Consider the following 18439-nt stretch of genomic DNA (forward strand, 5'->3'; position numbering starts at 1 on the left):
TCAAAATGCAGAAGCTAACCAATAAAGAAGAAGAAATCATGCATATTTTATGGAAGCTCAAAAAAGCTTTTGTAAAAGAAATTCAGGCAGAGATTCTCGAAGAACAGCCACATTACAATACGCTTTCTACAATTGTCCGCAATCTAGAAGAAAAAGGTTATGTTGCCCACAATGCATTTGGAAATACGCACCAATACTATCCAATTGTAAGTATTGAAGATTACAGAAAAGGCTTTATGAATACTGCAATCGACAATTATTTTAACAGTTCTTATAAAAGTATGGTTTCATTTTTTGCTAAAGAAGAAAAAATCTCAGCAGACGAATTACGTGAAATCTTAGCAATGATCGAAAATCCAAAAGAAGTAAAATAACCCCAAACCATGGAAGCACTTTTCATATTTATTCTAAAATCAAGCGGATTGTTGGCAACTTTTTATTTTGCTTACGTTTTACTGCTTCGCAAAGAAACATTCTTTAACAGCAGCCGTTGGTTTTTGCTTGCCGGCTTGTTGACTAGTGTAATATTGCCCTTTGTAGTTTACACCAAAGTAGTCTGGGTCGACCCTGCTCCTGCTCCCGATGTCATGACTCAAAATGTTTCTATGCCAGAAAAAAACACCAATTTGGCTGTAGATGCTGTTGAATATCGAAATGTTTCAGCACCACAACAGATTGCAACGCAAGAAAGTTTTGAAATCAATTGGAACTGGGTTTACCTGTCTATTTACTGCCTTGGATTTATAGCATTTATGATCAAATTTGCTTTGGATTTTTACAGTTTAAATTCGGTTTTGAAAAATAGAGAAATCAAACAGCAGGAAGATTTTAAATTTGTAGATGTAACCGAAAACATTGCGCCTTTTTCTTACTTCGATTATATTGTGTACAACTCATCACTGTACACTGCAAATGAACTTCAGAATATCTTAGAACACGAAAAGGTACATAGTGACCAAAAGCACACTATAGATGTACTGTTTTCTAGAATTTTCTGTATTCTGTTTTGGTTCAATCCGATTATGTGGCTTTACAAAAAGGCAATTCTTCAAAATCTTGAGTTTATTGCCGACAGTGAAGCTACAAAGAAAATCAGCGACAAAAAAGCGTATCAGTATACGATGTTGAAAATCACAACGCACGACACCTGCGTTGCCATCACCAATCATTTTTATCAATCATTAATCAAAAAACGAATTGTCATGTTAAACAAAAATCAATCAAAAAAGACGAACTACTGGAAATATTACGCCGTGATTCCTGCACTTGGAGCCTTTGTATTATTGTTTCAAATAGAAACCATCGCACAGGAAAGAAAACTCAAAAACGGAACCGAAACTGTTATTGAAAAAGATACCGTAAAAGAAACAAAAGAGCTAATTACAATTACCAAAAAAACTTCTGATAAACAGTTACAGGATCTAAAAGAAAAATTAAAAGCAAACCATAATTTAGAGCTTAAGGTTTCTGATGTTAAAAGAAACGCAGACGAAGAATTGACTTCGATACAACTTCAGGTAAATCCTGAAAACGGGAAAAAACAAATTGTTAGCATGAACAGCAACAAAGCCATTAAGGACTTTACACTAGTAATCGGTACCGATACTAATGGTTCTAAAAACATCAGTATCGATGGTCTTAAGCCGCCAACGCCACCTAATGCTCCAACAGCGGTAAACTCAGAAAGAGTCGTGGTAAGAACGTATTCAGACTCTGACATAACGCCTCCTGTCGCGCCTGTAGCACCAGTTTTCCCGCAAGGACCAATGCCAAAAGCTCCAGTTGTAGATATGTCTAAAATGCCAAAAGCTCCTTTAGCCCCTTCAAATCCAAATGATAAGGCGGCCATGAAAAAGTTTGAAACTGATATGGCCGAATTTGAAAAGAAAATGGCGTCATTTGAACCTGACATGAGAGCTTTTGAAAAAGAAATGGAAGAAGTGATGTCTAAACGTACTGCTATCTTTGAAAAAGAAATGGCTAAATATGAAATAGCTATGGAAAAATACGCAGCTGAGATGGAAAAATATCAAGGAGAAATGAATCAGACTTTTAGCTACAATTTCAATATGAACTTTGATGAAAAAGAAGCAAGAATTCAAGCTGATGAAATGAAAAAACAGGCAGAAATCATGAAGCAACACGCAAAAGAAATGAGAAAACATGCCGAAGAGATGAGAAAACAAGAGAGAAAATACAACAGTAAATCTTAGTTTTTAGAATTTTAAAATAAAAATAAAACCAGTGCGTTAAAAACACTGGTTTTATTTTTTTCTACTCACTTCTATACTTAATTGAATCAAATCAAGATGAAAAAAAATTTTTTGCTCCTTGTTTTATTTATATCATTATTCGTTACTGCACAACAAAAAAAGACCGAAGCCGAAAAAAGCATATTTACCGCTATGGATAAGACGGCTTCGGTTTTAATTCAGAAATCAAAAGCCAATTCGATTTCTATCGGAGTTGTGAAAAACGGAAAAACTTATACCAGGCATTATGGCGAAATTGACAAAGAAATGGACAATATCGCAACAAATGCTACTATTTTTGAAGTCGCATCAATCACTAAATTGTTTACTGGTTTGCTTATGGCTCAGGCTGTGACAGAAAAAAGGATTAGTCTAGACGATGACATTCGAAAATACATCACAGGTTCTTATCCTAATTTAGAATACAACGGAACACCAATCACAATAAAAGATTTGGTATCGTTTAGAACCGGTTTCGACAAAGATCTTCCTGATAATTCTGAACTGAGAAAAAATCGCAACGACACTAGTTATATTGGTTTCAAGAAAATGGATGAAGAGTACAACAGAGCAAAATTCTTTGCAGATTTAAAAAACATCAGACTGGATACTTTACCCGGAACTAAATTTAAATACAGCAACGGAAGCGTAAACCTAGCGGCTCATATCTTAGAAAATGTATATGCTAAAAGTTATGAAACCCTGTTGAAAGAAAACATATTTTCAAAACTCGATATGCAGTCTACTGGCTTAAATTTGAGTGAAAATGCTGTTGTTGCAAATGGTTATAATAAAAAAGGCGTAGTAATGCCAAGAATTTCGGACAATCTCTGGAAAGCTGCTGGAGGCTTAAAATCTACTTTAGATGATCTTGCTAAATTCATTAAATATGAATTGGATACAAAAAATAAGATTGCAAATGAATCACAGCGAAATCTGCTCGACAGTCCGACTACGTGGAATGGTTATTTTTGGGATTATATAGAAGTTGATGAAAATGGACAAAATTGCTGGAAACACGGAGGTGCTTTCGGTACCCAAAATATGATGTTGCTGTATCCTGAAAGAAATCTTGGCTTGTCGATTATCGTAAATATAAGCGACGATGATACTGCCAATTCTTTAGGAGAAGCTGTAATCAAGCTCTCCAATGAACTTTTGGCAGCAAACAACCTTCAAACCGGAATTTATGGTTATAAGCTAATCAACGATGATGTAGTTTTTACGTATATTCACGATAAAAAATTGAACCCAGATCTGGTAAAATCTGTATCAATTGCTGGCTCTTTTGATAATTGGAATCCAAGCGATAAAAATTTTCAGATGGTGCAGAAAAACAAAAACACATTTGAATTGAAAATTCCAATGAAGCAATTCGAAAAAAACAAAACGCATCTTTTTAAGTTTGTTATCAACAAATCGGGCTGGGTCGAAGCCCCGTCAAATGCCATAAATGCAGAAAAAGGGGGCGATAGAAACCTTATTATGATTTTGCAATAAGCTAAAACACCAAAGACTTTGTTAAACAGCAAAGTCTTTTTTATATCTTTGAAAGAAAATCCTATGTTTAAAATCTTAGCCAAAATAAATAAATTGATTCTGCCTAGTTTTACAAAACAAGGTTTAGATATTTCTAAAGCAAAAAAATGGCAAATGGCTATTATTGGCTATCGAGCATATGTAACCAAACGCGCTTTAGGATAATATTTCCGATTTTACATTTCCAATCAGTAGCAATGTTTCTTATGAATGTTGCCAATTGCTATTTCGAGTTATCTCCATGAAAAATAAAGATTTTAATATTCCTGCGATTCCCGCAGTTTTACTGGCTATTCTAAGTGTTCAATGTGGTGCGGCAATTGCAAAAACTTTGTTTCCTGCCCTTGGCGCTGCGGCCACAGCATCTATAAGAATTGGAGTTTCTGCAGTCATTCTTCTTATCGCGTATCGTCCGAATTTAAAACAAATTACACCACAACAATGGAAAATCATTGTTCCTTACGGTTTATCATTAGGCGCAATGAATTTGGTGTTTTATTATGCTATAGAAAGAATTCCGATCGGACTTGCAGTAACCTTAGAATTTATAGGTCCATTATTGGTGGCCATAATTGGTTCTAAAAGATTAATTGATTACTGTTGGGTGCTTTTGGCGGCCATAGGAATACTGTTGATTGCGCCGTGGAACAACACAAAAATTGATTCCATAGGAGTTGTTTTTGCTTTATTAGCTGGTGCCTTTTGGGCTGCTTATATTGTTTTAGGAGGTAAAATTTCTAAGATAATGAACAGTGGTCAAGCCGTCTCGACCGGAATGTTATTTGCCGGAATCTTAATACTGCCTTTTGGTTTCTTTACAAACGGACTGGCGAATCTTACTCCTACTTTCTTAGGAATGGGAATTGCTTTGGCGCTTTTGTCTAGTGCGATTCCGTTTACATTAGAAATGAAAGCTCTTGGACAATTGCCTCCGAGAACTTTCAGTATCTTGATGAGTTTAGAGCCCGCCGCAGCTTCTATCTGCGCTTTTATCTTTTTGCACGAAAAATTAAGCTTCTACGAAATTCTGGCCGTGATTTGTGTCGTTATTGCATCTGCAGGAAGTACACTTACGGCTAAAAAATGAAAAATTCACAAAAAAAGACCTGCAGCGATATTACACCACAGGTCTGAAAATTGGGAGTTATGTTATTTTATGAATTTTACATTTTTGGAAGCAATACAGTATCTACAACATGAATTACTCCGTTTGACTGATTCACATCCGCAATCGTAACTTTAGATTTATTGCCGTTTTCGTCACTAATGTATAAATCTTTTCCTTTCATCCAGGCAGTCAAAGTACCGCCACTTACTGTTTTAATAGTAGCTTTTCCTTTTCCCTCTTTTATTGCCTTTGCAATATCTGCAGCATTCCATTTGCCAGCGGCAACATGATAGGTCAAGATAGTTTGCAGTTTCTTTTTATTTTCTGGTTTTAATAAAGATTCCACAGTTCCTTTCGGAAGTTTATCAAAAGCCGCATTTGTTGGTGCAAAAACAGTAAACGGACCTTTACCTTTTAAGGTTTCTACTAAATCAGCCGCTTTTACAGCCGCAACCAAAGTAGTATGGTCCTTAGAGTTTACTGCATTTTCGATGATGTTTTTATTTGGATACATTGCAGCGCCGCCCACCATTACAGTTTTTTGTGCGAATGACGTAAATCCGAATGCTAGAGCTAAAATAATAGTTGCTAAAAATTTGCTAGTTTTCATAATAAATTGTTTTTAAGTTATAAGCTCATTTACGCTGTTATATCTATTTTGGTTTTCGGTAAAGCGAAATTTAATATTATAAATCATTACAAAACTTTAAATGACCAGCAATTACAAGCGCTGAAACATTCTAATATTTTTTATTAAAATTATACTAACACTAAAAAAAATCATTATTTTTATTATCAACTTCTAACCTAAAACCAGACATCATGAAAAACCTACCTCAAAAAGTACGAAGTAAAAAACTTAGTTCAAGAGTTGATTTAACGGCAATGGTCAGTGTTTCATTTATGCTGATTATATTTTTCATGGTTATTGGAGAATTATCGAAATCGAAAGCTATGGATTTGAGTTTGCCTGAAAAATATCCAACATGTTTAGGTGATTATTCGTCTGATTGTTACAGCGGAAATAGGCTTTATACTGTTCTATTAGGGGAAAATAATAAAATAGTAACATATGCTGGTTTATTATATTCTCCAATTCAAGAACCAAAAGAAACCAATTACAGTAAAAATGGATTTCGAGCAGATTTAAATTTTGTCAATAAAAGAATTCTTGAATATTCTGCAGCTACGGGCAGGCCGAATCGTGGAGCAATTGTTTTTATAAAACCATCCAATAAGAGTAATTACGGAAATTTAATCGATGTATTAGAAGAATTAAGATTAGCAAATATTGATACTTATGCAGTTATAGATGATTTTACTCCAGAAGAAACAAAACTATTAGCATGTAATTAGAATTATCAAATAACCAAAACGTAAAAAATCATGAAAAACCTTCCTCAAAAAGTTAGAAGCAGAAAACTAAATTCAAGAGTCGATTTAACCGCAATGGTAAGCGTTTCTTTTTTATTGATTATATTTTTTATGGTTGTTGGTGAATTGTCGAAACCAAAAATAATGGATTTAAGTCTTCCTGATAATGAGTGGACAGGTACAGGAAACTATAGCTGCTACAAGGGAGTTGAGAATCGTATAATTACTATTATGCTCGATGAAAATGACGAAATAATAATGCACAAGAGTATTTTTGATTATCCAGAAATTGCTCCCAAAAAAATTGAATTTGGTTCTAACGGAATACGTAAGGAATTAAAAAAAATTCAAACCTCAATTCTTAATTATTCTGCATCAATGGGAAAACCTAACCGAGGAGCAATAGTTATTGTTAAACCAAGCAAAAAATCAAATTTTAAAAACCTAGTCGATATTTTAGACGAAATTGCAATAGCAGGAATTGATACGTATTCTATTGTAAATGATTTCAGTCTTGAAGAAGAAAAACTATTAGCATCAAATTAAAATATAGATTTTATGAAAAACCTACCGCAAAAAGTTAGAAGCAGAAAACTTAATTCCAGAGTTGATTTAACCGCAATGGTAAGCGTTTCCTTTCTGCTGATTATATTTTTTATGGTTGTTGGAGAATTGTCGAAAGCTAAAAGTATGGATTATCCATTCTATAATGATGGCTGCGGACCAGATCATGGTTGCAACAAACCTGATGAGAATCGTATTATGACAATACTTTTAGACGATGACAACAAAATTATCACCTATACAGGATTATTATTACTTCCTATTGACGCACCGAAAAAAGTAGAATATGGTAGAAACGGAATAAGACAAAAAATATTAGAAAGAAACAAAAAAGTCTTAGATTATTCAGCTCAATTAGGTAAGCCCGGAAAAGGAACTACAGTCATTATAAAGCCAAGCAAAAAATCTAATTATGGAAATTTAGTCGAAATTTTAGATGAAATGAAAATCTGTGGAATAAATTCGTATTCAATTGTTGATTATTTTACTCCCGAAGAATATAAATTAATGGCATCAAATTAATTCAAAAAAAAATGATTTAGCCAAGATTCCTAGTTTTTAGTAACATTAACAAGAAACAGTTTTAAAAGTCCAAGAAAAAAAAACTTTGTGCCTTAGTGCCTTCGTGGCATTTAAACATAAAAAAAAGTCCCGCATTTCTGCGGGACTTTCTATTTACAAAAAAGCTAAGAATTATTTTTTCTCAGTTTTTTCCATTTTAGCTTTAAGAGCAGCTAACACATCGTTGTTGTCACCTAAAGTCGCAGCTGGTGCGTTAGTAGATGTAGCAGAAGTGTTTTCAGCAGCAGCTTTCACGTTTTTCTCTTCTTCTTCTCTGAAGATAGCAGTGTGAGAAGCAACAACTCTTTTGAATTCTTTGTTGAACTCGATTACTTTGAAATCAGCTGTATCACCTTTTTTCAATTTCTTTCCGTCTTCTTTTTCAAGGTGACGAGTAGGAATGAAAGCAACGATATCATCTCCGAATTCTACAGTAGCTCCTTTGTCAACGATTTCAGAAATCTCACCGTTGTGGATAGTTCCTACAGCGAATGAATCTTCGTATTGATCCCAAGGATTAGCAGTAGTTTGTTTGTGACCTAAAGATAATTTACGTCCTTCAACATCTAATTCTAATACAACAACATCAAGTTTTTCTCCAACGTTTACAAACTCAGATGGGTGTTTGATTTTCTTAGTCCAAGAAAGGTCAGAAATGTAGATTAATCCATCAATTCCTTCTTCTAATTCTATGAAAATACCAAAGTTTGTGAAGTTTCTAACGATACCTGTATGTTTAGAACCTACTGGGTATTTAGAAGTAATGTCAGTCCATGGATCTTGAGTCAATTGTTTGATACCTAATGACATCTTACGATCTTCTCTGTCAAGAGTTAAGATAACTGCTTCAACAACATCTCCAACTTTCACGAAGTCCTGAGCAGAACGTAAGTGAGTTGACCATGACATTTCAGAAACGTGGATTAAACCTTCAACTCCTTCAGCAACTTCGATAAATGCACCGTAATCAGCGATTACAACTACTTTACCTTTTACTTTATCACCAACAGTTAAGTTAGCATCTAAAGCATCCCATGGGTGAGCGTTTAATTGTTTCAATCCTAATTGAATTCTTGTTTTCTCATCATCGAAATCAAGGATTACAACGTTTAATTTTTGGTCTAATTCAAGAACTTCACTTGGGTGGTTGATTCTGCTCCAAGAAAGGTCAGTAATGTGAATTAATCCGTCAACACCACCTAAGTCAATGAACACACCATAAGAAGTAATGTTTTTAACAACACCTTCTAATACTTGTCCTTTTTGTAATTGACCGATGATCTCTTTTTTCTGTACTTCAATATCAGCCTCGATAAGAGCTTTATGAGATACAACAACGTTTTTGAATTCGTGGTTGATTTTTACCACTTTGAATTCCATCATTTTGTTTACATATACATCGTAGTCTCTAATTGGCTTAACGTCAATTTGAGATCCTGGCAAGAACGCCTCGATACCGAATACGTCAACGATCATACCTCCTTTAGTTCTGCATTTAACAAAACCGTTAACGATTTCTCCAGTTTCATTTGCTGCAATAACTCTATCCCAAGATTTGATAGTACGTGCTTTTCTGTGAGATAATACTAATTGACCTGTTTTGTCCTCACGGATGTCGATTAATACTTCTACTTTGTCACCTACTTTTAAATTTGGGTTGTAACGAAATTCGTTTAAAGAAATAACACCTTCAGATTTAGCATTGATATCAACGATAACGTCTCTATCTGTAATTCTAACAACAACTCCTTCAACTACTTCTTCTTGATCTGTAGCGATGAAAGTTTTTGATACTAGTTCCTCAAACTCTTGCAAGTTTTTCTCATCTACTGCATCGATTCCTTCTTGGAAATTGTGCCAGTTAAAATTTGCTAAAAACTCTTCTTGTGATTTTGTTTGTTCAGACATGCTGATAAAAAAATTTGTATTCTGCTTTTCTCGAGTTTCTCTATGCGATAGAAAATACAGAAGTTGTTTTACATAAATAGTTGATTCCTAATGGAAACTCTTCTCTGCCAAAAGGTCTGCAAAATTACTACAAATATTTGAAATTACAAATAGTTACGTCGCTTATTATTTCTCCAACAATAATTTTGACAAATCATTATTAATTAAAATGTATTCTACAATTTGATCACTATCAAATGAAATGTTCCCTTTATCATCTACTTTAGATGTTTTGTTCTCCACAGACAAATAGTTTTTCCCAGATTTAGATTTATAAAGCGTAAACACACTGTGGCTGTCTACCTTCTTGTCGACATCAATGTTTAATGCATCAAAATCAGTGTTGTTGTTAGCTAAAATGGCGGCAACTATTTGATTTTTATTTTCTATATAACTAAAAGCAGGCAACACAACCTCTTCATACCAAGAATTAGTAGATTCCGAAAAAGGTTTTTTCGATTCTAAGTAAGGAAGAAAACCCGAAATTCCAATTACAACAATAGCTTCTATCGCCCAAATAACCCAAAGCAAAGTCCCGCTTACAGTTGCTCCACGAATACCCCATGTACCGTATTGATTTACTTGACCAATGTATTCAAAAACAACATCTGGCCTGAAAATCAATGAAAAAACCTGTAGAAACTCTATATTACTGACCGTAATTCCAAGTTTTTCATCACCATAACTTTCTCCGGCATTAATCACCAAATCAATCCAAACAGCCCAGTGAAAATACAATGCTACAAATGCTCCTGCCAGTCCAATAACAAATCCTAAAAGCGGATTTCTCACCTTGCCTTTTTTGATTACCAACCAAGACAACACAAAACCGACCAAAAAACCAAAACCAATAGTGATAAAGAAATTTACATATATAATAGGAATATACCAGATACAGTAAGCATAAATTAATCCGATTATCGGAAATGCTGTAACACTGGCCAGCAAAAAGCATAAAATAAACATTGGCGAGAACTTGCCAGATGGTTTGTAAAATTTGTCCATAAATTATTAATTATTTGAGTTGATTACAGGCTTTAAATGATTCAAAAGTATAATGTCGTTTTTAAAACAATCAAAAACTTATTAAAAACTTTCTTACCAAAACAGCTACAAGAATAAGACTAAAATATGAACTTACAAAATCGAAATTATTATTAATTTGACAAGAAGCAGCTGTAAGAGGTTCTCAAGATCGAATGTCCCGCTTTCACCCATATCTTTTATGCCGAACCCCGGCACAAAAGGATATTTGGCTCTATCGGGGCTAGATTAGAAAGTTTTGTTTTTATAAGTTCCTTAAATTAAATAAACCCGACAGGTTCTAAAACCTGTCAGGTTTACCTTGTGTGACTATCGTGCCAAATTTCAGACATAACAAAAACACCACAAAAGTTTCTAAATTTAGAAACATTTGTGGTGTTTAATATTTTATTATTATTTTACTTATTCAACAAATAACTTCGAAAAAGTTCAAGTCTCATTCTAATGGCTAAATTTTTCAATCTCCTTAGGATTATGTTTATGCTTAAATAAAACAGCAAACGCAATTGCAATAACCAAAGCATAAGCCGCAAAAGACAGCCATATAGTGTGCCAGTCCTTCATTAGAACAGGATTTGAAAAAGCGCCATCTGCAGCAATTGAATGCCCTTGACTTTTTACGAATTCTGCCATTTTTTCATTAGCTGGGTCAGTTTGTAAAAACCCTGCTAATTCTATTGTGGTGTTAAACGATTTGGTAAAGAAACGATCGATTGCCCAGCCAGAAGTTAAACTCCCCAAAACTGCACCTACTCCATTGGTCATCATCATAAATAATCCTTGAGCTGACGAACGAATTTTAGAATCGGTATTGCTTTCTACGAATAACGAACCAGAAATATTAAAGAAATCAAACGCCATTCCGTATACAATACAAGACAATATGATCATCCATAAACCGCCGACTGGGTCTCCAAAAGCAAATAATCCGAAACGCAGTACCCAAGCCAGCATACTGATGAGCATTACCTGTTTGATACCGAAACGTTTAAGAAAAAACGGAATCGCCAAAATAAATAACGTCTCAGAAACCTGAGAAATCGACATGATAATCGTAGAATATTTGATTACAAACGAATCTGCATATTTAGGAAAATGTTTGAATTCGTCTAAAAACACATCTCCATAAGCATTTGTCAATTGGAGCGCACCACCTAAAAACATTGAAAAAACAAAAAACAATGCCATTTTGTAATTTCCGAATAATTTAAACGACTCCAAACCAAGAGTTTCTATCCAGGATGCATTTTCTTTTATTAAACGTTGTGGTTCGCATTTTGGAAGTGTAAAAGCATAAAACCCTAACACCAAAGCACCGATTCCGGCAATATAAAACTGATATTCAGTTGCTTTACTTCCAGTTAAATTGGTAATCCACATAGCAGCGATAAAACCAATTGTTCCCCAAACACGAATTGGAGGAAAATCTTTCACAACATCTTTATTGTTTAATTTTAGAGCCGTGTAAGAAATAGAGTTGCTTAACGCAATAGTTGGCATATAGCAACACATTGCCAAAAGCATTACAGCAATAAAAGTATCTGGTGTTGTTACTTGTGTGATTCCGAACAGAACCACAGCATACAAAATATGAAGAAAACCGTATAATTTTTCAGCATTGATCCATCTGTCAGCTATTATACCTGTTAGCGTAGGCATAAAAAGAGAAGCAATTCCCATGGTTCCAAAAACAAGTCCAAACTGAGTTCCTTCCCAATTCTTTGTACCAAACCAATAATTTGCTATTGTGATAAGCCATGCTCCCCAAACAAAAAATTGAAGAAAGCTCATTAAGATCAATCTGTTTTTAATTCCCATAAAATGAATTTGTCTTTAGTAAAAAATGAAGCGGTAAAACTAACATTAAAAATATTATCTGCAAAAAATTAGGCTGTTTTAACAATATCTTCCACTAATTCCAAAACAGCCTGAAACTGTTCGTCTTTGCTCAAATAAGAATTATCAATTTCAATCGCATCTTCGGCTATTACAAGTGGAGAATCTTCACGATGTGTATCCAAGTAATCTCTTTCTTCAACATTTTTTAAAACTTCTTCATAAGATACGTTATCTCCTTTTTGCTGCAATTCATCAAAACGTCTTTGTGCGCGGGTTTCTGCGCTTGCAGTCATAAAGATTTTCAACTCAGCATTCGGAAAAACCACAGTTCCGATATCTCTTCCATCCATTACAATTGCTTTGTTCGTTCCCATTTCTTGTTGCTGTTCAACTAATTTTGAACGCACTTCAGAAACTTCTGCAACTTTGCTCACAAAACTGGAGACCTCAATCGTTCTGATTGGTTTTTCAACATTTTCTCCATTCAAATACATTTCTGCAAAACCCAAATCAGGATTAAACTTAAACTCCAACTGAATTTTGGGTAAAGCTTCTATCAGCGCTTTTTTGTAAAAAAAATCAGCTCCAATATATTGATGCTGCATTGCAAAATAAGCAACTGCACGGTACATTGCTCCAGTATCTACATATACATATTCCAATTGTTTGGCCAATTGTTTTGCCAAAGTGCTTTTCCCTGTTGATGAAAATCCGTCTATCGCAATTGTAATCTTTCTCAATTTATAAGTTTTAAAATTCTTAGTTCTAATTAAAGAAATAAAGCAGTACCTGCTTTTAAATCTTCCGCAAAGATAATCATAGTGTGCTCAAAGATTCATAAAAATAAAAGACAATGTGCAAAAAAACAATCCAAAAAAAATGCTACTCCCAAATGACAAATTTGTCAATGACAATAGCATCTATTTTTATAATTGGATTTTAACCCGTAGTGCATTATTGAATTAAATTAATTTTCAAATTATTGATGTTTCTATCGAAAACGAATTTATTCAAATACTGTATGGTAGTTAAAGTGGTTATTTTAGAAAGAATCCTTGTTTTAAATCCTTGAAATGATTTAGCATAATTTCGTCTAATCATAAACTGGTCGCATAGTTGAGAGAACAAAGTTTCTATTCGTTTTCTGAATTTTTTAAATGAATAGAACTGGGGGTTTATAATCTTTTTGATTTATCCTTTTTGGGGTTTCTAATTGAATGTTTACTTCATTAAACAAATCAAGTTGGATGGTTTGAGAAAGATAACCTCTGTCACCAAGCAGCACACAATTTGACAGTTGCGTCTTTATATCTTTCAGATAATGAATATCATGAACCGAAGCAGGTGTTAAATCAAAACTTTGAAAAACACCTTCAATTGAACATACTGCATGTAATTTGTAACCGTAATAATGTAGATTTTGAGAAGCACAAAATCCTTTATTTGGTCGTGCGTAATCTTCTTCTTTACATATTTTACTTCTTGAACAACGGGCTATTTTACAAACTTCTAAAGGCATGCTATCGACCACAAAATAATTTTCAAACTCATTAAATTTTTCAACCATCTTCATCCTGATCTCTTCAATAAAAGGAAATAATTGTCGTTTTCTCCTATTGTAAACACTGCGTTCGATTTTTGAACCAATTTCAAGGTCTTGTATTTCTCTAAAAAGCTGATGTTCAGAATCTATAGATTTAAATTCAGCCAATATAATTAGGCTAATCAGTTCAATGTCAGACATTTTTGGCTTTACAGGTTTGAAATAGAAATTTTCAGTTTTCATTAATTTTCGTAATTCCGTAAGAATTAATTCGTAATTTGCCTTTAAGTTGCTCATAGTTGTAATTGACTGGTAATCATTACAAATTAACACTTTTTAGTGTTTTGAGCAACTTCTTTTTATAATGCACTACGGGTTTGGATTTTACTAATAGTAGATATCCATAATAATGTTCGACTTAGAACTATCAATTATCTTTTCTATCCTCTTGAAAAACTGCTCATTTACCATTGGACAACCGTGACTATTGCTTATGTAGTAATCTTGTTCAGCATACGGAACAGCCGAATAGTGATGAAGCACGATTGCACGTTTCACGGCATTGTTATTTGTTTCCTCCAGACCCGCTAGTCTATAGGCTTTTCCAAAAATGCCTTTATAGTTCTTCCCGATTGCATATCTTCCAAGAGCTGTGCAATTAGAGTTTGGAGTATTACTAAATTTCAGAACACCTTTAATTCCTGTCTCAGAACCAGAACCATGCGCCACTAGACCTTGGTCTATAACTTCATTCTTTTCTAAATCATATACAAAAAAGCGGTTTTTTCCCGATGGAACCTTCATATCTATCAGAAACGCAATTTTCGAATTGTATTTAGATCCAGAACTAACCATATTTTTAATATCGATTATTCTAGTGTTTATTCTTTCAATCTCGACGGTTGAAAGTGTCTCATCTTTAAAATAGAGGTTTGAACCCGTAAAAAAACCCACAGTCATAAACAGAAATAAACTGATTATTTTCATAAAAGCTACTGAAAATTTAAAATTAGACCAAAAAGACTTGTATTCGCTGCCAATGTATATCTAGAATAAGAATAGTTGAATTTTAACTTATTCATTTTTAAACCAAATCCTAATGAGACTCCCGAAAAATTGCGTTGTTCTTCAACTCTTAACTCTTCTGCTCTTCTAAAATTATATCCCAAACGAAAATTAAATGCTTTTTTAGGAAAAAGTTCGACACCAAAAACCACATGTCTTAGAGCATTATTTACAAATGAAACTTTTTCGTTGCTTTTTGACCCGTCAATATTGGTTTCTCCACGTACAGGATTCGAGAAAGAGATGTTCCATTGTTGCAAGTTTTCCAACGAAAGATGCCAGCGAATCGGTACATGTTCCAGTTCTTGCGAAACACCAGCAACAATTTCAAAAGGTAAATTTTCTTTAATTCCTGAGTAAGTTGTAAACTGTGTGCCAATATTTCGAACTACCAGCGCCATATTTAAATCATTCTTTTCATTCAAATACAAAAAACCTAAATCTACAGCACCACCAATAGAATTATAACTTTCTAAATTTGAAGTTATTAACTTGACATTTGACCCAATATAAAAATCAGTGTAAGGAATATTATAAGCATACCCAAGTGTCAGCGCACCTTCGCTTCCTGTAAAGTTCGAAGTTGCCTGTCCGTTTTCGTCATAGCCTTCAAACGAACCGTAATTTATATAACTGACTCCTGCATAGAATGTTTGCACATGACGGTCATAAGTATATGCATACGAAGCGGTTCCGTATGAAGCCTCTCCATAATAACTACCGTAATTCATTGCCAGATGATTATCCATATCTGCGTTTATAAGTGCAGGATTAGACATGGCCTGATTAACATCTTCATCATATATCGTAATAATATCTCCTCCCAACGCTGCCTGTCTTGGCGAAGTACTCAAATTCAAAAATTGATAAATTGAACGCCCTCCAATCTGCCCGAACGAAATCGAACAAATCATTAGCATAAAAAACAAAACATAGTGTTTTAACATTCTTTTTTTGGCGTTCCTATATGGGAATAACGCAAATGCAAATATAAAATTATATAACTTATAAAATAATTTTTATAACTAGCTGTTTTTCAATAATCATACCAAAAAAATCAAGAAAATCACGAAACAAAAAAAATCCAAATCCCAGTCTAAAGTTGGAATTTGGATTTTGAGATTTTGGAATTATAAAATTCAATTTTTTACTTTATCGCTTTAGCGTTCTTAACCGGTTGGTCTGTTACTGCCAAAGCCAACACTTCGCTCATTTCTTTTACGTAATGAAAAGTAAGGCCTTCCAGGTATTCAGCTTTTATTTCATCAATATCACTTTTGTTTTCGTGGCATAAAATGATTTCTTTGATATTGGCTCGTTTTGCTGCTAAGATTTTTTCTTTAATTCCACCTACAGGCAAAACTTTGCCTCTTAATGTAATTTCGCCAGTCATAGCAATACTTTTCTTTACTTTCTTCTGCGTCAAAAGAGACACTAAAGAAGTCAGCATAGCAATCCCTGCACTTGGTCCGTCTTTTGGAGTTGCACCTTCCGGAACATGCAGATGAATGTTATATTTTTGAAAAATTTCTGAGCTAATGCCTAATTTCTTAGCATTGGCCTTTATATATTCTAATGCGATTGTAGCAGATTCTTTCATTACAGTCCCTAGGTTTCCTGTAATGCTCAAAGATCCCTTACCTTCAGAAATCAATGATTCTATAAACAAAATATCGCCTCCAACACTTGTCCACGCAAGACCAGTAACCACACCAGCAACATCGTTATTTTCGTACTTATCTCTTTCTAATCTTGGAACACCCAAAATGGCAACAATATCTTCGTCTGTAACCTTTTTATTGTACTCCTCTTCCATCGCAACCGATTTTGCCGCATTTCTGATTACTTGCGCAATTTTTGTTTCAAGATTACGAACACCAGATTCACGCGTATAGCCTTCTACAATTTTCTCTAATTGTTTTTTGCCTATAGTCAAATCTTTTGCTGTTAACCCATGTGCTTCGAGCTGTTTTGGAAACAAGTGTCTTTTGGCAATTTCGACCTTTTCTTCAATAGTATATCCAGACATTTTGATTACTTCCATTCTGTCTCGCAATGCTGGCTGAATCGCTCCCATATTGTTAGAAGTTGCTATAAACATCACTTTAGACAAATCGTAACCCATTTCGAGGAAATTATCATAGAAAGCATTGTTTTGTTCTGGATCTAAAACCTCTAATAAGGCTGAAGACGGATCGCCACTATGACTGCTCGAAAGCTTATCAATTTCATCCAGAATAAAAACAGGATTTGACGTTCCTGCTTTTTTAAGACTCTGAATGATTCTTCCTGGCATCGCACCAATATAGGTTTTTCTGTGTCCGCGGATTTCTGCTTCGTCACGTAGACCTCCAAGAGAAATACGTACATATTCTCGACCCAATGCTTCTGCAACAGAACGCCCGATAGAAGTTTTTCCTACTCCGGGAGGTCCTGTCAAACAAATAATTGGCGATTTCATATCGTTTCGCAGCTTTAAAACCGCCAAATGTTCAATCATTCTTTTCTTAACTTCATCAAGTCCGAAATGATCTTTATCTAAAATTTTCTGAGCATTTTTCAAATCAAATTTATCTTTAGAATATTCTCCCCAAGGAAGTTCTAAAAACAATTCTAAATAATTTCTCTGAATTCCAAAATCAGGAGACTGCGGATTCATACGACGCATTTTAGACAATTCTTTTTCAAAATGTTTCTGCGTTTTTTCATCCCACTTTTTAGTTTTGGCCTTCTGCCCCATTTCGTCCATTTCCTCTTCCTGAGAAACGCCTCCCAATTCTTCCTGAATGGTTTTCATTTGCTGATGAAGAAAATATTCTCTTTGTTGCTGGTCCAAATCAAAACGCACTTTTGACTGGATATCATTTTTTAACTCCAGTTTTTGCAGTTCGACATTCATATAGCGTAACGTCTCAAGCGCTCTGTCCTTAAGACCGTTTATTGATAAAAGACCTTGTTTTTCTTTTACCGTAAGATTCATGTTTGAAGAAACAAAATTGATTAAAAACGATTGGCTTTCAATATTTTTAATCGCAAAAGTAGCTTCAGAAGGAATGTTTGGACTTTCTTTAATAATCTGAATAGCCAGCTCCTTTACCGAATCTAAAATTGCAGTAAACTCACTGTCATTTTCATCTGGACGCACTTCTTCAACCTCTTTGACTTGTGCGGTCATATAAGGGTCTTCTGAAACTATCTCGTCAATCTCGAAACGTTTTTTTCCTTGCAGAATAACGGTTACGTTTCCGTCAGGCATTTTCAAGACTCTTAAAATGCGTGCAACAGTTCCAATTTTATGAATATCATCTTTTGAAGGGTCTTCGTCTTCTTCATTAATTTGAGAAACAACTCCAATTATTTTTCCTCCGGCATTTGCATCATTTATTAAGCGAATTGATTTGTCTCTACCCGCAGAAATCGGAATCACAACTCCTGGAAACAAGACAGTATTGCGTAATGGCAGGATCGGAAGCGAAACAGGAAGTTCCTCATTATTCATTTCCTCTTCGTCCTCGGGAGTTAATAATGGAATTAATTCTGCCTCCGAATCAAATTCCTGAAGTGACAGATTGTCAATAGTGAGTATTTTATGGTTTGACATAA

The 18439-nt window shown here is 34.3% G+C and carries 16 protein-coding genes and 1 pseudogene; 8 read left to right on the plus strand and 9 right to left on the minus strand.

Annotation, left to right across the window (positions count from 1 at the left end; translation table 11 throughout):
* Positions 1 to 5: 5 nt before the first annotated feature.
* From E0W73_RS14025 to E0W73_RS14045, 5 genes are all read left to right on the plus strand, one after another.
* Positions 6 to 374 (plus strand): BlaI/MecI/CopY family transcriptional regulator, encoded by a 369-nt coding sequence (locus E0W73_RS14025; RefSeq protein ID WP_135222702.1) that lies wholly within the window; start codon positions 6 to 8, stop codon positions 372 to 374.
* Positions 375 to 383: 9 nt separating this feature from the next.
* A complete protein-coding gene (locus E0W73_RS14030) occupies positions 384 to 2213 on the plus strand; it encodes a M56 family metallopeptidase (RefSeq protein WP_135222703.1) in 1830 nt (609 codons plus the stop codon).
* Between the two features lie 96 nt (positions 2214 to 2309).
* Positions 2310 to 3752, plus strand: a complete 1443-nt coding sequence (locus E0W73_RS14035; RefSeq protein ID WP_135222704.1) for a serine hydrolase — start codon at positions 2310 to 2312, stop codon at positions 3750 to 3752.
* 63 nt (positions 3753 to 3815) lie between these two features.
* Positions 3816 to 3956 (plus strand): SsrA-binding protein, encoded by a 141-nt coding sequence (locus E0W73_RS14040; protein WP_135222732.1) that lies wholly within the window; start codon positions 3816 to 3818, stop codon positions 3954 to 3956.
* A 76-nt stretch (positions 3957 to 4032) separates the two neighbouring features.
* On the plus strand, positions 4033 to 4878 hold the full coding sequence (locus tag E0W73_RS14045; protein WP_135222705.1) for an EamA family transporter: 846 nt from the start codon (positions 4033 to 4035) through the stop codon (positions 4876 to 4878).
* 76 nt (positions 4879 to 4954) lie between these two features.
* On the opposite strand, the gene E0W73_RS14050 is transcribed toward E0W73_RS14045, so the two are convergent.
* Positions 4955 to 5509, minus strand: a complete 555-nt coding sequence (locus tag E0W73_RS14050; protein ID WP_135222706.1) for a fasciclin domain-containing protein — start codon at positions 5507 to 5509, stop codon at positions 4955 to 4957.
* A gap of 212 nt (positions 5510 to 5721) precedes the next feature.
* Between E0W73_RS14050 and E0W73_RS14055 the strand changes: the two genes are divergently transcribed.
* The 3 genes from E0W73_RS14055 to E0W73_RS14065 are packed head-to-tail and all read left to right on the plus strand — an operon-like array spanning position 5722 to position 7359.
* Positions 5722 to 6255 (plus strand): ExbD/TolR family protein, encoded by a 534-nt coding sequence (locus tag E0W73_RS14055; RefSeq protein ID WP_135222707.1) that lies wholly within the window; start codon positions 5722 to 5724, stop codon positions 6253 to 6255.
* A gap of 30 nt (positions 6256 to 6285) precedes the next feature.
* Entirely contained in the window at positions 6286 to 6819 is a 534-nt protein-coding gene (locus E0W73_RS14060) for an ExbD/TolR family protein (RefSeq protein ID WP_135222708.1), read from the plus strand.
* A gap of 12 nt (positions 6820 to 6831) precedes the next feature.
* Entirely contained in the window at positions 6832 to 7359 is a 528-nt protein-coding gene (locus tag E0W73_RS14065; RefSeq protein ID WP_135222709.1) for an ExbD/TolR family protein, read from the plus strand.
* A gap of 171 nt (positions 7360 to 7530) precedes the next feature.
* Here the strand turns inward: E0W73_RS14065 and rpsA are convergent, their stop codons facing one another.
* The 8 genes and pseudogenes from rpsA to lon form a co-directional block, all read right to left on the minus strand.
* Positions 7531 to 9306, minus strand: coding sequence for a 30S ribosomal protein S1 (gene rpsA, locus E0W73_RS14070; RefSeq protein ID WP_135222710.1), 1776 nt, complete (start codon positions 9304 to 9306; stop codon positions 7531 to 7533).
* 165 nt (positions 9307 to 9471) lie between these two features.
* On the minus strand, positions 9472 to 10350 hold the full coding sequence (locus E0W73_RS14075) for a hypothetical protein (protein WP_135222711.1): 879 nt from the start codon (positions 10348 to 10350) through the stop codon (positions 9472 to 9474).
* 480 nt (positions 10351 to 10830) lie between these two features.
* The gene (locus E0W73_RS14080; protein WP_135222712.1) at positions 10831 to 12207 is read right to left on the minus strand and encodes a nucleoside permease; all 1377 of its coding nucleotides are present in this window, start codon (positions 12205 to 12207) and stop codon (positions 10831 to 10833) included.
* Between the two features lie 68 nt (positions 12208 to 12275).
* Entirely contained in the window at positions 12276 to 12968 is a 693-nt protein-coding gene (gene cmk / locus E0W73_RS14085) for a (d)CMP kinase (protein ID WP_135222713.1), read from the minus strand.
* A 214-nt stretch (positions 12969 to 13182) separates the two neighbouring features.
* Positions 13183 to 14068 (minus strand): annotated as a pseudogene (locus E0W73_RS14090) (IS982 family transposase).
* Positions 14069 to 14158: 90 nt separating this feature from the next.
* Entirely contained in the window at positions 14159 to 14758 is a 600-nt protein-coding gene (locus E0W73_RS14095; protein WP_135222714.1) for a murein L,D-transpeptidase catalytic domain-containing protein, read from the minus strand.
* Positions 14759 to 14763: 5 nt separating this feature from the next.
* The gene (gene porQ, locus E0W73_RS14100) at positions 14764 to 15783 is read right to left on the minus strand and encodes a type IX secretion system protein PorQ (RefSeq protein ID WP_135222715.1); all 1020 of its coding nucleotides are present in this window, start codon (positions 15781 to 15783) and stop codon (positions 14764 to 14766) included.
* A gap of 200 nt (positions 15784 to 15983) precedes the next feature.
* A complete protein-coding gene (gene lon / locus E0W73_RS14105) occupies positions 15984 to 18437 on the minus strand; it encodes an endopeptidase La (protein ID WP_135222716.1) in 2454 nt (817 codons plus the stop codon).
* Between the last annotated feature and the right edge of the window lie 2 nt (positions 18438 to 18439).

Source organism: Flavobacterium foetidum, from assembly GCF_004634245.1.
Taxonomy (GTDB): Bacteria; Bacteroidota; Bacteroidia; order Flavobacteriales; family Flavobacteriaceae; genus Flavobacterium; species Flavobacterium foetidum.

Coding starts and splice junctions, on each gene's coding strand:
- E0W73_RS14035 (WP_135222704.1), top strand. CDS start 2,310: ATGAAAAAAAATTTTTTGCTCCTTGTTTTATTTATATCATTATTCGTT.
- E0W73_RS14095 (WP_135222714.1), bottom strand. CDS start 14,758: ATGAAAATAATCAGTTTATTTCTGTTTATGACTGTGGGTTTTTTTACG.
- E0W73_RS14025 (WP_135222702.1), top strand. CDS start 6: ATGCAGAAGCTAACCAATAAAGAAGAAGAAATCATGCATATTTTATGG.
- E0W73_RS14045 (WP_135222705.1), top strand. CDS start 4,033: ATGAAAAATAAAGATTTTAATATTCCTGCGATTCCCGCAGTTTTACTG.
- E0W73_RS14040 (WP_135222732.1), top strand. CDS start 3,816: ATGTTTAAAATCTTAGCCAAAATAAATAAATTGATTCTGCCTAGTTTT.
- lon (WP_135222716.1), bottom strand. CDS start 18,437: ATGTCAAACCATAAAATACTCACTATTGACAATCTGTCACTTCAGGAA.
- E0W73_RS14050 (WP_135222706.1), bottom strand. CDS start 5,509: ATGAAAACTAGCAAATTTTTAGCAACTATTATTTTAGCTCTAGCATTC.
- E0W73_RS14080 (WP_135222712.1), bottom strand. CDS start 12,207: ATGGGAATTAAAAACAGATTGATCTTAATGAGCTTTCTTCAATTTTTT.
- E0W73_RS14060 (WP_135222708.1), top strand. CDS start 6,286: ATGAAAAACCTTCCTCAAAAAGTTAGAAGCAGAAAACTAAATTCAAGA.
- porQ (WP_135222715.1), bottom strand. CDS start 15,783: ATGTTAAAACACTATGTTTTGTTTTTTATGCTAATGATTTGTTCGATT.
- E0W73_RS14065 (WP_135222709.1), top strand. CDS start 6,832: ATGAAAAACCTACCGCAAAAAGTTAGAAGCAGAAAACTTAATTCCAGA.
- E0W73_RS14030 (WP_135222703.1), top strand. CDS start 384: ATGGAAGCACTTTTCATATTTATTCTAAAATCAAGCGGATTGTTGGCA.
- E0W73_RS14075 (WP_135222711.1), bottom strand. CDS start 10,350: ATGGACAAATTTTACAAACCATCTGGCAAGTTCTCGCCAATGTTTATT.
- rpsA (WP_135222710.1), bottom strand. CDS start 9,306: ATGTCTGAACAAACAAAATCACAAGAAGAGTTTTTAGCAAATTTTAAC.
- E0W73_RS14055 (WP_135222707.1), top strand. CDS start 5,722: ATGAAAAACCTACCTCAAAAAGTACGAAGTAAAAAACTTAGTTCAAGA.